At 70.4% G+C, this 13087-nt stretch carries 8 protein-coding genes and 1 tRNA gene; 5 read left to right on the top strand and 4 right to left on the bottom strand.

The annotated features are described in order from the left end of the window. Positions 1-63 precede the first annotated feature (63 nt). The 5 genes from C7H73_RS08210 (at position 64) to C7H73_RS08230 (ending at position 7950) form a co-directional block, all read left to right on the top strand. The gene (locus tag C7H73_RS08210; RefSeq protein WP_106846190.1) at positions 64-1422 is read left to right on the top strand and encodes an HD-GYP domain-containing protein; all 1359 of its coding nucleotides are present in this window, start codon (positions 64-66) and stop codon (positions 1420-1422) included. 51 nt (positions 1423-1473) lie between these two features. Beyond that, the gene (gene imuA / locus C7H73_RS08215; RefSeq protein ID WP_106846191.1) at positions 1474-2244 is read left to right on the top strand and encodes a translesion DNA synthesis-associated protein ImuA; all 771 of its coding nucleotides are present in this window, start codon (positions 1474-1476) and stop codon (positions 2242-2244) included. Further along, complete coding sequence (locus C7H73_RS08220; RefSeq protein WP_106846192.1) at positions 2210-3547, top strand: DNA polymerase Y subunit UmuC family protein; 1338 nt, start codon at positions 2210-2212, stop codon at positions 3545-3547. The genes imuA and C7H73_RS08220 overlap by 35 nt, the downstream gene beginning before the upstream one ends. After that, positions 3544-6768: an error-prone DNA polymerase gene (locus C7H73_RS08225; RefSeq protein WP_106846193.1), complete on the top strand. Its 3225-nt coding sequence runs from the start codon at positions 3544-3546 to the stop codon at positions 6766-6768. Before C7H73_RS08220 ends, C7H73_RS08225 begins: the two co-directional genes overlap by 4 nt. 177 nt (positions 6769-6945) lie before the next feature. Beyond that, complete coding sequence (locus tag C7H73_RS08230) at positions 6946-7950, top strand: YcjF family protein (RefSeq protein WP_106846194.1); 1005 nt, start codon at positions 6946-6948, stop codon at positions 7948-7950. A gap of 62 nt (positions 7951-8012) precedes the next feature. Here the strand turns inward: C7H73_RS08230 and C7H73_RS08235 are convergent. From C7H73_RS08235 to prfB, 4 genes are all read right to left on the bottom strand, one after another. Beyond that, a tRNA-Thr gene (locus tag C7H73_RS08235) sits at positions 8013-8088 on the bottom strand. A gap of 11 nt (positions 8089-8099) precedes the next feature. After that, complete coding sequence (locus C7H73_RS08240) at positions 8100-9107, bottom strand: class 1 fructose-bisphosphatase (protein ID WP_106846195.1); 1008 nt, start codon at positions 9105-9107, stop codon at positions 8100-8102. Positions 9108-9144: 37 nt separating this feature from the next. Further along, positions 9145-11856, bottom strand: a complete 2712-nt coding sequence (pepN, locus tag C7H73_RS08245; protein WP_106847595.1) for an aminopeptidase N — start codon at positions 11854-11856, stop codon at positions 9145-9147. Between the two features lie 48 nt (positions 11857-11904). Next, a protein-coding gene (gene prfB, locus C7H73_RS08250; protein WP_106846196.1) for a peptide chain release factor 2 occupies positions 11905-13009 on the bottom strand; the annotation gives its coding sequence in 2 pieces (ribosomal slippage) (positions 11905-12927 and positions 12929-13009; 1104 coding nt in all). Positions 13010-13087: the final 78 nt, after the last annotated feature.

Here is a 13087-nt window from a genome sequence, read left to right on the forward strand (position 1 = left end):
TGGCCGCGTGCAAAGGGCCGTATAGTCCGCCACGGAAACACTTGTTTACATCCTTTCGCACGCATGTCTGCTTCCGAATCCAGCCCCGACGGCACTGCTGCGCAGCAGCGGCCCGAGGACAACAGCCACTACCTGCGCGCCGTCACCGACATGGCCGACCATTGCCAGGTGATGACGCAGGAGGCCCTGTACACCGATCGCGGCATCAAGCTGGTGGACAAGGACGTGCGCGTGGATAGCGCCCTGTACGACCGCCTGGTGCGCTACAAGCTGCGCGGCCACATCGACGACCACCTGGCCGTGCAGGACATGGTCGGCGTGCCTGCCCTGGTGCACGAAGCCACCGCCCAGTGCGAGCAGGACACGCTGGCCTATCTGCTGGTGCATACGCTGGACGGCATGGCCGTCGAGCGCCTGCTGGCCCCCGTGCGCTCGCTGGTGCTGCCCCACGCCCTGGCCTTCAAGCTCACGGTGATGCGCGAGCAGCACCACAGTCTGTACGTGCACAGCGTGCGCATGATGCTGGTGAGCATCTACCTGGGCCTGAAAAGCGGCATGAACGAGCGCGAATGCGTGCACCTGGCGGCCGCGGCGCTGCTGCACGACATCGGCACGCTGCACCTGGACCCCATCTGGCACGACAGCAGCACCCGCGTGACCGGCGCCGGGCGCAAGGAGCTCATGGCCCATCCGGTCACGGCGGCCCTCATCGTGCAGGCACAGAACGTCTATCCGCGCAGCGTGGCCCAGGCCATCCTGGAGCACCATGAATGCATGGACGGCAGCGGCTACCCGCGCGGGCTGCAGGGCGAGCAGATCTCGCCCATGGGGCAGATCCTGCTGGTGGCCGAGGTGGCCTCCGCCTTCTTCGAGAAATACGCCAACGAGGCGGCCGCGCAGCGCCTGTCGCTCACCCTGCGCATGAGCCACCGCAAGTTCCCCGCCGCCCTGGTGGCCTGTCTGCTGCCGGCGCTGAACATCCGCGCCGTGCAGGCTTCGCTGCACGTCACGTCTGCCCAGGTGCATGACCTGATCGAGCTGCTGTCGCAGACGTTTGCCGACTGGCAGGCGCGCAGCGATGCGCTGGCGCCGGCGCTGCTGGCCGAGGGCAGCGGCCAGGCCTGCGCCTTCGTCACCCAGCGCCTGGCGACGCTGCAAAAGACGCTGTTCGAAGCGGGCTCGCACCCCCGGCAGCAGGCCGAGGCCCTGGCCTACCTGGAGGGTGACGAGCAGGGCCTGGCCGAGCTGGCGCTGCTCGGGCGCGAGGCGCTGTGGCAGCTGCAAAGCATCATCGACGCCACCCACAGCCGCTGGCCACGGCTGCAAGGCGGCGGCGAAGGCGAGGGCGACCAGGCCGTCGCGCAGTGGGGCGCAGCCGTCGCCCAGCGCATGGGCCAAGCCGCTTTGGCACAGGGTTCGTAGCGGCGCCGCGGTCTCGATACTGTATATTTCAACAGTATCAAGACCGCCGCCATGAATGCCCAGCCCGTCCACCTGCCTATTCCGTCCCTGCCGGGCCTGTGGCGTGGGCAGGACTGCCTGGGCGCGCCGCAGCGCGTCGTGGCCAGCGGCCACATGGCGCTGGACGCCGAGCTGCCCGCCGGCGGCTGGCCGCTGGGGGCGCTGACCGAAGTCCTGCTGGAGCCTGCCGCCCACGCCGAATGGGCCCTGGTCCTGCCCGCCCTGGCGGCGCGGCTGCAAGGCAGCGCCGGCCGCGCCGTGCTGGCGGCCCCGCCGATGGAGCCCTTCACGCCTGCCCTGCAGGCCGCCGGCGTGCCGCCCGGGCGGCTGTGCTGCATCTGGCCAGGCGACGCGCTGGCCGCTGCCTGGGCCTGCGAGCAGGCGCTGCGCTGCCGCGATGTGAGCGCCGTGCTGGCCTGGCTGCCCCAGGCGCCGCCGGCCGTGCTGCGCCGGCTGCAGCTGGCGGCGGCGCAGCACCAGCAGCTGCTGTGGGTGTTCCGTGCCAGCCAGGACCGGCAGGGTGCGTCGCCTGCGCCCCTGCGCCTGTGGCTGGAGCGCGTGCAGCACCGCCACCTGCAGGTGCACCTGCTCAAGCGCCGCGGCCCGCCCCTGGCGCAGCCGGTGGCGCTGCCCTCCAGCAGCGTGCTGCTGGCCGAGGTGCTGGCCGCCCAGGCCCGGCGGCGCCAGCAGCTGCAGCAGGCCGCCGCCCTGCAGGCGCCCGTGCGTCCCGCCTTGGTGCCCGTTCGCCATGCGCTGGCTGGCCTGGCCGCTGCCCCCGCCTGAGCCCGGCCTGCTGGCCGGCGCCCAGGGCTGGTGGGCCCTGCGCTTCACGCCCCGGGCGGCGCTGCTGGAAGAAGCCTTGGTGCTGGAGGTCTCCAGCACCGCCCGCCTGTGGGGCGGCATGGCAGCGCTGCGCGCCCAGCTGCGCCAGGCCGCGCCCGACCACGAGCACTCGCAGCATTGGGCCGAGGCCACCACCGCCTGGCAGGCGCTGGCCCTGCTGCGCCTGCAGCGCGCCGGCCAGCCGCCGCCGTCCCGGCTGCCGCACGATTTGCCCATCGACACCCTGAGCGCCCTGCGCCCGCACGCCCAGGCCCTGGCCCACCTGGGCTGCCGCACCTGGGGCGCGCTGCGCGCCCTGCCGCGCGGCGCCCTGGCGCGGCGCTTCGGGCTGCCCTGCCTGCAGGCGCTGGACGCTGCCTGGGGCGAGACGCAGGCGGGCTGGCAATGGCTGGCCCTGCCCGAGCATTTCGCGCTGGAGGTGGAGCTGCCCGCCCTGGCCGAGGCTGCCCCTGCGCTGCTGTGGACCGGCCAGCGGCTGCTGGACGCCCTGCAAGGCTGGCTGCACGCGCGCCAGCAAGGCGTGCTGGAGCTGGAGCTGGCCTGGCACCACGACCTGCGCCGCGTCGATGGCGTGGCGCTGCCCGCCTGGCAGGCGCTGCGGCTGCGCACCGCCGAGCCGCTGCAGGACACGGCCCACCTGCGCCGCCTGCTGGCCGAGCGCCTGGAGTTGCAGCGCCTGGCCGCGCCCGTGGACCGGCTGGCCCTGCGCAGTCTGCAGACGGCCCCGCTGGCGCCGGCCAGCCACAGCCTGCTGGCGCCCGCGCAGGGCGAGGGCGCCGCGGCCGGGGCCGAACCCTGGCACCAGCTGGTCGAGCGCCTGTCCGCCCGCCTGGGCGCCGCCAGCGTGCAGCTGCCCGTGGCCGGCGACGACCACCGGCCCGAGCGCATGCAGCGCTGGCAGCCAGCGCTGGCCCCTTCGCCCTCTTGTGCCGGCCGGGCAGGGCAGGGGAGCGGCGCCGCGCATGCCGCCCGTGCCACGCTCTGGCCGCCCTGGCTGCTGCGCCCGCCCCGGGCCTTGCCGCAGCAGGGCGACCGGCCCTGCCTGCGCGGCCAGGCGCTGCGCCTGCTGGCCGGGCCCGAGCGGGTGGAATGCGGCTGGTGGGAGGGCGCCGCCGAGCAGGGCGACGGCCAGGGCCTGGTGCGGCGCGACTACTTCGTGGCGCACAACGACGCGGCGGGCTGGGTCTGGATCTACCGCGACCGCGCCAGCGGCGGCTGGTTCTTGCACGGGGTGTACGCATGAGGCCCGCGCCGCCCCCGCTGCCCGCCTATGCCGAGCTGCACGCGCTGAGCTGCTTTTCCTTCCAGCGCGGGGCCTCGCACCCGCACGAGCTGGTGCAGCGCGCCCAGGCCCTGGGCTACGGCGCGCTGGCGCTGACCGACGAATGCTCCGTCGCCGGCCTGGTGCGCGCCCACGTCGCCGCGCGCGAGGCCGGGCTCCAGCTGATCGCCGGCAGCGAATTCCTGTGGGACGGCGTGCGCATCGTGGCCCTGGCGCGCGACCTGCAGGGCTGGGGCGGGCTGTGCGAGTTCATCACCGCCGCCCGCGCCGGCGCCCGGCCGGGGCAGGGCAGCTACTGTGTGGACGCACAGTCGCCCTGGGCGCTGCTGGCCGGCTGCGAGATCTTGCTGGCGCCCCAGCGCGAGGCGCTGCCGGATGCTTCTGATTTGATAGCTGCCAGCGCTTGCCTGGAGCGCGCTGGAGCCGTATTTGGCATGAAATGCTGGATCGCCGTGGAGCTGCACCTGGGCGGCGACGACGCTTTGTGGCTGCACACCCTGCAGCAGGCCGGCGCGCGCCTGGGGCTGCCGCTGGTGGCTGCGGGCGACGTGCAGCTGCACGCCCGCAGCCGCAAACCCCTGCACGACGTGATGACCGCCGTGCGCCTGGGCCGCAGCGTGGCCGAGTGCGGCCGCGAGCTGGCCGCCCATGCGGAAAGGCGCCTGCGCCCGCGCAGCCAGCTGGCCGGGCTCTACCCACCCGCGCTGCTGGCCGCCACGCTGCAGGTGGCGGCGCGCTGCAGCTTCAGCCTGCCCGAAATCCGCTACCGCTACCCCAAGGAAAGCGTGCTGCCCGGCATGACCGCCGCGCAGACCCTGGCCTGGCTGACCGAGGAGGGCGCCCGCTCCCGCTACCCCTCAGGCGTGCCTGAGAAAGTGCGCAAGACCCTCGCGCGCGAGCTGGTGCTGATCGAGGAATGCGGCTACGAGATGTACTTCCTCACCGTGCACGACATCGTGCGCTACGCGCGCAGCGAGGGCATCCTGTGCCAGGGACGCGGCTCGGCCGCCAACTCGGCCGTGTGCTACTGCCTTGGCATCACGGCGGTGGACCCGGCCCAGTCGCAGCTGCTGTTTGAGCGCTTCATCAGCCGCGAACGCGGCGAGCCGCCCGACATCGATGTGGACTTCGAGCACGAGCGGCGCGAGCAGGTCATCCAGTACCTCTACAGCCGCTACGGGCGCGAGCGCGCCGCGCTGGCGGCGGTCGTCATCAGCTACCGCTCGCGCAGCGCGCTGCGCGACGTGGGCAAGGCGCTGGGCGTGGCGCCGGCGCTGATCGACGCCTTCGCCAAGGACCACCACTGGTTCGACGACCTGCGCGCGGTGGAGCACCTGCAGGCCCTGGCGCAGCAGCTGGACCAGCCGCTGCCCCCGCGCCAGGCCACGCTGTGGCTGGAGCTGGCGCGCGAGCTGCGCGGCATGCCGCGCCACCTGGGCCAGCACGTGGGCGGCTTCGTGCTGACCGAAGGCCGCCTGACCCGGCTGGTGCCCGTGCAGCCGGCCGCCATGGAGCAGCGCTCCATCATCCAGTGGGACAAGGACGACCTGGACGAAGTGGGCCTGCTGAAGGTGGACGTGCTGGCCCTGGGCATGCTCACCGCCCTGCGCCGCGCGCTGGACGCCCGCGCTGCGCTGCGCGGGCCGCGCTGGGGCCTGGCCGACATCCCGCAGGAAGACCCCGCCACCTACCGCATGGTCTGCGCGGCCGACACCGTGGGGGTCTTCCAGATCGAGAGCCGCGCCCAGATGGGCATGCTGCCGCGCCTGCAGCCGCGCACTTTCTACGACCTGGTGGTGCAGGTGGCCATCGTACGGCCCGGGCCCATTCAGGGCGGCATGGTCCACCCCTATCTGCAGGCGCGCGCCCGCCGCCGGGCCATGGGCCGCGAGCAGCAGGAGCAGCGGGAGCAGCCTTATCCGCTGGAATTCCCCCAGTTGGCCCACGTGCTGGAGCGCACCCTGGGCGTGCCCATCTTCCAGGAGCAGGTCATGCAGATCGCCATCGACGCGGCCGGCTTCACGCCGGGCGAGGCCGACGAGCTGCGCCGCTCCATGGCCGCGTGGCGGCGCAAGGGTGGGGTGCACCGCTTCGAGCACAAGCTCAAGAGCGGCATGGCCGATCGCGGCTATCCGCCGGAATTTGCCGAGCGGCTGTTCCAGCAGATCCTGGGCTTTGGCGAATACGGCTTTCCCGAAAGCCACGCCGCCAGCTTCGCGTCGCTGGTGTATGCCAGCGCCTGGCTCAAGTGCCACGAGCCGGCCTGCTTTCTGATGGGGCTGCTCAACGCCCAGCCCATGGGCTTTTACCCGCCCGCCCAGCTGGTGCAGGACGCGCGCCGCCACGGCGTGCGCGTGCTGCCCGTGGACGTGCTGGCCAGCGAGGTGGACAGCGCGCTGGAGCTGCCTTGCGAACCGCTGCCCCAGGCACCATCCACCGCGCCCCAGCCTGCCGTGCGCCTGGGCCTGCACCTGGTCGCGCGACTGCCCCTGGCGGCGGCCCGGCGGCTGGTGCAGGCCCGCCGCCAGGGCGGCGCCTTTTGCAGCACCGAAGACCTGGCCCTGCGCGCCGCGTTGACGCGCGCCGACCTGCAGGCCCTGGCCGCGGCCGACGCGCTGCGCGCCCTGTCGGGCCACCGGCGCCAGCAGATGTGGGACGCGGCCGCGCACCAGCTGCCCCCGCCGCTCCTGCGCAGCGCGCCGCTGCACGAGGCCACCCTGGCCCTGCCCGCCGCGCCCGAGGGCGAGAACATCACCTTCGACTACGCCGCCACCGGCCTGACGCTGCGCCGCCACCCCCTGGCCCTGCTGCGCCCGCAGCTCGAGCGCCTGCGCGTGCGCACCGCCTTGCAGCTGCGCAGCACGCCGCACGGCCCGCTGGTGCGCGCCTGCGGCATCGTCACCGTGCGCCAGCGCCCGGGCTCGGCCAAGGGCACGATGTTCGTCACGCTGGAGGACGAGACCGGCCCGGTCAACGTCATCGTCTGGCCCCACGTGCTGGAGCGCTGGCGCACGCCCTTGCTGCAGGCCCGCCTGCTGGCCGTGCAGGGCCGCTGGCAGCGCCACCAGGAGCCGGACTCAAGCACGCCGGTGTGCACCCTGGTGGCCGAGCGGCTGCGCGACTGCACAGCACTGCTGGGGCGGCTGGCGCCAGTGCTGGGCGGCAGCCGGGACTTTCATTGAGTTTGGAGCCAAATCGGCCTCAAACCCTTGTGGGGCAAGCGTAGGCAGCTATCTTTTTTGACGGCACTTGTCGCCGCTCTGTGGGGCGAAAGCACCGGCACGGACCAAGGCTGTGCCTTGCGCCCCAAAAGCCGCCCCAGGTAAGCTGGCCGCTGCCATGACTCAACGAGGAAACTGATGGGCACCGAAGAAATCCGCGCCATTCTCACCATCTGCCTGCTGGCTTCGTATGCCGACGGCGACAAGCATGACCGTGAGCGCGAGCAGATCCGCCAAGTGGCGCAAGGCCTGGCGCAGGACCAGCAGGTCAACCTGCCTGGCCTGTACCAGGACGTACTGATGCGCCGGGTACAGCTGGCCGATGTGCTGCCCCAGCTGGCCAGCGCCGAGTCGCGCCAGCTGGCCTATGAGATGGCGGTCTGCGTCTGCGAGGCCGACGGTCAGATCAGTGCGCAGGAGCAGGCCTTCCTGGCGCAGCTGCGCGAAGCCTTGGGACAGCCGACCTCCGCGGGGTTCGCCGCGCAGGCCGATGCCCTGGCCAGCGCGCCGCTGCAGACACCCTCGGTCGCCGCGCCGCAGTGGGTGCCGCCAGGCCAGCCTGCGCCGCACCCGGGCGCCGCCGATGCGCTGGCGAGCGAGCCGGCCGCACGCCGCACGGGCAAGCTGCCTGCCGCCGAGATGGACCGCAAGATCCTCAACGCCTCCATCCTCAACGGCGCCATCGAACTGCTGCCCGAGAACCTGTCCACGCTGGCCATCATTCCGCTGCAGATGCGGCTGGTCTACCAGATCGGCCAGGGCTACGGCTACGAGCTGGACCGCGGCCACATCAAGGATCTGCTGGCGGCGCTGGGCGTGGGCCTGACCTCCCAGTACCTGGAAGAGGCCGGGCGCAAGCTGCTCGGCGGCCTGCTGGGCAAGGCCGGCAAGGGCCTGCTGGGCGGCCTGGGGCGCCAGGCGGTGAGCAGCGGCATGAGCTTTGCGTCCACCTACGCGCTCGGCCACGTAGCCAACCAGTACTACGCCGGCGGCCGCACCCTGAGCACGCAGATGCTGCGCGACGCTTACCAGCACGTGATGGCCGATGGCCGCCAGCTGCAGACCCGGTACCTGCCCCAGATGCAGGAGACGGCCCGGGGGCTGAATACCGCGAAGATCATGCAGATGGTGCGGGGCGGCTGATTCAAGCGTCGAGCGCGCACGTAAAAAAGCCCGCTATCTTTGGGATAGCGGGCTTTTTGATCTGGTGCCGGAGACATGAATCGAACACGCGACCTTCTCATTACGAATGAGCTGCTCTACCAACTGAGCTACACCGGCGAAGACTCAAATTATATACCGCCGTGGTAGCTGGTCACGCGCTCGACCTCGTTTTTGGAGCCCAGGATGACGCTCACGCGCTGGTGCAGCTGGGTGGGCTGCACTTCCAGGATGCGCTCCTTGCCATTGGTGGCCGCGCCGCCCGCCTGCTCGACCAGCCAGCCCATGGGGTTGGCTTCGTACATCAGGCGCAGCTTGCCCGGCTTGTTCGGCTCGCGCTTGTCCCAGGGGTACATGAAGATCCCGCCGCGCATCAGGATGCGGTGTACGTCGGCCACCATGCTGGCGATCCAGCGCATGTTGAAGTTCTTGCCGCGCGGGCCTTCCTCGCCGGCCAGGCACTCGTCGATGTAGCGGCGCACCGGCGCGTCCCAGTGGCGCATGTTGCTCATGTTGATGGCGAATTCCTTCGTGTCCTCGGGGATGCGGATGTTCTCGCGCGTGAGCACGAACGAGCCCTGCTCCCGGTCCAGCGTGAACATGGCCACGCCGTCGCCCACGGTGAGCACCAGCGTGGTCTGCGGGCCGTAGATGCAGTAGCCGGCCGCCACCTGGGCAGAGCCCGGCTGCAGGAAGTCGCCCACCTGCACACCCGGGTGGTCCTCGGGCTTTTTCAGCACGCTGAAGATGGTGCCGATGCTGACGTTCACGTCGATGTTGGATGAGCCGTCGAGCGGGTCGAACAGCAGCAGGTATTCGCCCTGCGGGTAGCGGTTGGGCACCACGTAGATGCCCTCCATCTCTTCGCTGGCCATGGCCGCCAGGTGGCCGCCCCATTCGTTGGCCTCTATCAGCGTCTCGTTGGCGATGATGTCCAGCTTCTTTTGCACCTCGCCCTGCACGTTCTCGGTGCTGGCGGTGCCCATCACGTCGCCCAGTTCGCCCTTGTTCACGGCCAGGGCGATGCGCTTGCAGGCGCGCGCCACCACCTCCAGCAGCAGGCGTAGCTGCGGCGGGATGCGGCCGTGGTCGCGCTGCTGCTCCACGAGGTAGCGGGTCAGGCTGATGCGTTCGGTCATTGCAGTGGGTCTCTCTTGGATGTGTGGTGCTGGAGGGTCAGGCAGCCAGGGCGCGGGTCACGACCTCGCGCACGTCGCTGGACAGCGCGGCGTGGCCAGCGACGCGGGCAATGGCTTCGCGCGCGGCGCCGCGGTAGGGCTCAGCCAGCTTGCTCCAGCGGTCCAGCGACCGGGCCAGGCGCGCGGCGACCTGCGGGTTGATGGCGTCCAGCTGCAGCACCTGCTCGGCCCAGAAGGCGTAGCCGGCGCCGTCGGCGCGGTGAAAGCCGCCGGGGTTGCCGTTGCAATAGCTGAAGATCACGCTGCGCGCGCGGTTGGGGTTCTTCAGCGAAAAGTCCGGGTGCTGCATCAGCGCGCGCACGGCGGGCAGGGCGTCGCCCGCGCGGTCCGGCGTGGCGGCCTGCAGGGCGAACCACTTGTCGATGACCAGCGCGTCGCCCTTGAACAGCGCGTGAAAGCGCTGCAGCGCCGGCGCGGCCAGCTCGTGGCCGCTGGTGACCAGGGCGGCCAGGGCGTTGAAGCGATCGGTCATGTTGCCGGCGGACTTGAAGCGCTGGTAGGCCTTGCCGGGCCAGACCGAATCGCCTTGCGCCTGCGCAGCCAGGCACAGCATGGACAGCGCCGCGCCGGCCAGCGCGCGGCGGCCGGCGGATTGCGGGTCGGGCCGGTAGGCGCCGCTGTCCTGGTGGGTCTCGAAAGCCCATTCCCAATCGGCCTGCAGGGCGGTGGCCAGCTCCAGGCGCAGCGCCTCGCGCACGGCATGCACGCGCTGCGGATCGACCGTGTCCAGCTGCTCGGCGATGTAGGCCTCGGAGGGCAGGCTCAGCACCAGCTCCTTGAAGGCGGCGTCCAGCTGCGGGTGGCGCAGCACGCCTTGCAGCGCCTGCACGATGGCGGGTGGCAGCAGTCTTTGGTCAAAACCGGCTCCAGCGCCCGTCCCGCCTGCGGGAGCTGCTATGCTTTCAATAGCAACGCGCAGCAGCAGGCGCTGGCCGGCCTCCCAGCGGTTGAAGGGGTCGCTGTCGTGCGCGAGCAGCAGCAGCAGGTCTTCGTCGCTGTAGTCGCACTCCAGCACCACCGGCGCGCTGAAGGCGCGCAGCAGCGAGGGCACGGGCGGCTGGGCGACGTGCGTGAAGGTCAGCGTCTGCTGCGCCTCGTGCAGCACGACGGTGCGCTCGGTGCCGCCAGGCTGCTCCTCGCCCTGCAGCTGCAGGGGCAGGGCGGCGCCTTGCGGGCCCAGCAGGCCCAGCGTCACGGGGATGACGAAGGGCTGCTTGTCCGCCTGGCCGGGCGTGGCCGGGCAGCTTTGCGACAGCTGCAGGGTGTAGGTCTGCGCAGCGGCGTCGTACTGGCCCACGGCCTTCACGCGCGGCGTGCCGGCCTGCGAGTACCAGCGCTTGAAATGCTCCAGGCGGCGACTGAGTTCGCTACCCGGGTTGGCGTCGGCCATGGCGGCCGCGAAGTCGTCGCAGGTCACCGCCTGGCCATCGTGGCGCTCGAAGTACAGCTTCATGCCGCGCGCGAAGCCCTCGCGCCCGACCAGGTTGTGCTGCATGCGCACCACCTCGGCACCCTTTTCGTAGATGGTGACGGTGTAGAAGTTGTTGATCTCGACGTAGCTGTCGGGCCGCACCGGGTGGGCCATGGGGCCGGCGTCCTCGGGGAACTGCACGGTGCGCAGCACGCGCACGTCCTCGATGCGCTTGACGGCGCGCGCGGACGGGCTGCCGGCCATGTCCATCGAGAATTCCTGGTCGCGAAAGACCGTCAGGCCTTCCTTCAGCGACAGCTGGAACCAGTCGCGGCAGGTGACGCGGTTGCCCGTCCAGTTGTGGAAGTACTCGTGGCCCACCACCGACTCGATGTTGGCGAAGTCCACGTCGGTCGCCGTCGCCTGGCTGGCCAGCACGTACTTGGTATTGAAGACGTTCAGGCCCTTGTTTTCCATCGCGCCCATGTTGAAGTCGCTGGTGGCGACGATCATGAAGCGCTCCAGGTCCAGCGGCAGGTTGAAGCGCGCCTCGTCCCAGGCAATCGATGCCATCAGCGAATTCATGGCGTGCTCGGTCTTGCCCAGGTCGCCGGCGCGCACCCAGACCTGCAGCAGGTGCTCGGTGCCGGCGCGGCTCTTGATCTTTTGCTCGCGCGCAACCAGCTTGCCCGCCACCAGGGCAAACAGGTAGCTGGGCTTCTTGTGCGGGTCCACCCAGCGGGCGAAGTGGCGGCCATCGTCCAGCTCGCCGCTTTCGACCAGGTTGCCGTTGGAGAGCAGCACCGGATAGGCCGCCTTGTCCGCGCGCAGCAGCACGCTGTAGGTGGCCATGACGTCCGGACGATCCAGGAAATAGGTGATGCGCCGAAAGCCCTGCGCCTCGCACTGCGTGAAGAACGTGCCTTCGCTCACGTACAGGCCCGACAGCTGGGTGTTCTTGATGGGCTGGCAGGTGGTGAAGATCTCCAGCTCGAAGGGCTCGTGGCCACCCGGCAGGTTTTCCAGCACCAGCTGGCCATCCTCCATCTTGAAGGACGTGCCTGCGCCATTGACCTGCACGCGCGCCAGGTTCAGCTCCTCGCCATCCAGGCGCAGCGGCTGGGGCGCCACCTGCGGGTTGCGGCGCACCTGCATCTTGCTCAGCACGCGGGTCTTGGCCGGGTCCAGGTCGAAGGTGAGCTGCACCGCGTCGATCCAGTACGCCGGGGGCGCGTAGTCCTGGCGTTGGATGGCAGCGGGTTGTCCTTCTCTCGACATCATCATCATGACGGATGCTTTCCTTGTCCGTGCCGGGCACGGGCGGTTTCAAAGGCCTTGCTTGAGCGAGGCTTCGATGAACTGGTCCAGGTCGCCGTCCAGCACTTTTTGCGTGGCCGAGACTTCGACGTTGGTGCGCAGGTCCTTGATGCGGCTGTTGTCCAGCACGTAGCTGCGGATCTGGTGGCCCCAGCCGACGTCGGTCTTGGTGTCCTCCAGCGCCTGCTGTGCCTGCATGCGCTTGCTCATCTCCAGCTCGTAGAGCTTGGAGCGCAGGCGCTGCCAGGCCACGTCGCGGTTGCTGTGCTGGCTGCGGCCGTCCTGGCATTGCACCACGATGCCCGTGGGCATGTGCGTCAGGCGCACGGCCGAGTCGGTCTTGTTGATGTGCTGCCCGCCCGCGCCGGAAGCGCGGTAGGTGTCGGTGCGCACGTCGGCCGGGTTGATGTCGATCTGGATCGAGTCGTCAATCTCGGGGTAGACGAACAGCGACGCGAAAGAGGTGTGGCGCCCGCCCGAAGAGTCGAACGGGCTCTTGCGCACCAGGCGGTGCACGCCGGTCTCGGTGCGCAGCAGGCCATAGGCGTACTCGCCCTCGATGTGGATGGTCGCGCCCTTGATGCCGGCGATGTCGCCAGGCGTTTCCTCATCCACCGTGGCCTTGAAGCCCTTGCGCTCGGCGTACTTCAGGTACTGGCGCAGCAGCATGCCGGCCCAGTCGCACGCTTCGGTGCCGCCGGCGCCGGCCTGGATGTCGATGTAGCAGTTCAGCGGGTCGGCCTCGCGCCCGAACATGCGGCGGAACTCGAGTTCCTCGATCAGCGGCTGCAGCTTGGCCGTCTCGGCCTCGATGGTGGCGAGGCCCGCTTCGTCGCCTTCCTCGCGGCTCATCTCGTACAGCTCGCTGTTGTCGGCCAGCTCCGCGGTGAGCTTTTGCAGCGTCAGCACCACGGCGTCGAGCGATTTTTTTTCCTTGCCCAGGTCCTGGGCCTTCTTGGGGTCGTTCCAGACGTTCGGGTCTTCAAGCGACGCGTTTACCGTGCGCAGGCGTTCGTATTTGGCATCGTAGTCAAAGATACCTCCGTAACTCGCGCGTGCGCGCGCTGAGGTCTTCGAGGGTGTTGCCGATCTGGTTGATGTGTTCTGCTTCCATGGTGATTCTTTCCTGTGTGTTCTGCGTGAAATAACAGGCGATTTTCTCATGGAGCCCACGCCGGCCCGTGGGTAGGGG

Source organism: Pulveribacter suum, assembly GCF_003013695.1.
In the GTDB taxonomy this organism is placed as follows: domain Bacteria; phylum Pseudomonadota; class Gammaproteobacteria; order Burkholderiales; family Burkholderiaceae_C; genus Melaminivora; species Melaminivora suum.

Coding starts and splice junctions, on each gene's coding strand:
- C7H73_RS08210 (WP_106846190.1), top strand. CDS start 64: ATGTCTGCTTCCGAATCCAGCCCCGACGGCACTGCTGCGCAGCAGCGG.
- imuA (WP_106846191.1), top strand. CDS start 1,474: ATGAATGCCCAGCCCGTCCACCTGCCTATTCCGTCCCTGCCGGGCCTG.
- C7H73_RS08220 (WP_106846192.1), top strand. CDS start 2,210: ATGCGCTGGCTGGCCTGGCCGCTGCCCCCGCCTGAGCCCGGCCTGCTG.
- C7H73_RS08225 (WP_106846193.1), top strand. CDS start 3,544: ATGAGGCCCGCGCCGCCCCCGCTGCCCGCCTATGCCGAGCTGCACGCG.
- C7H73_RS08230 (WP_106846194.1), top strand. CDS start 6,946: ATGGGCACCGAAGAAATCCGCGCCATTCTCACCATCTGCCTGCTGGCT.
- C7H73_RS08240 (WP_106846195.1), bottom strand. CDS start 9,107: ATGACCGAACGCATCAGCCTGACCCGCTACCTCGTGGAGCAGCAGCGC.
- pepN (WP_106847595.1), bottom strand. CDS start 11,856: ATGTCGAGAGAAGGACAACCCGCTGCCATCCAACGCCAGGACTACGCG.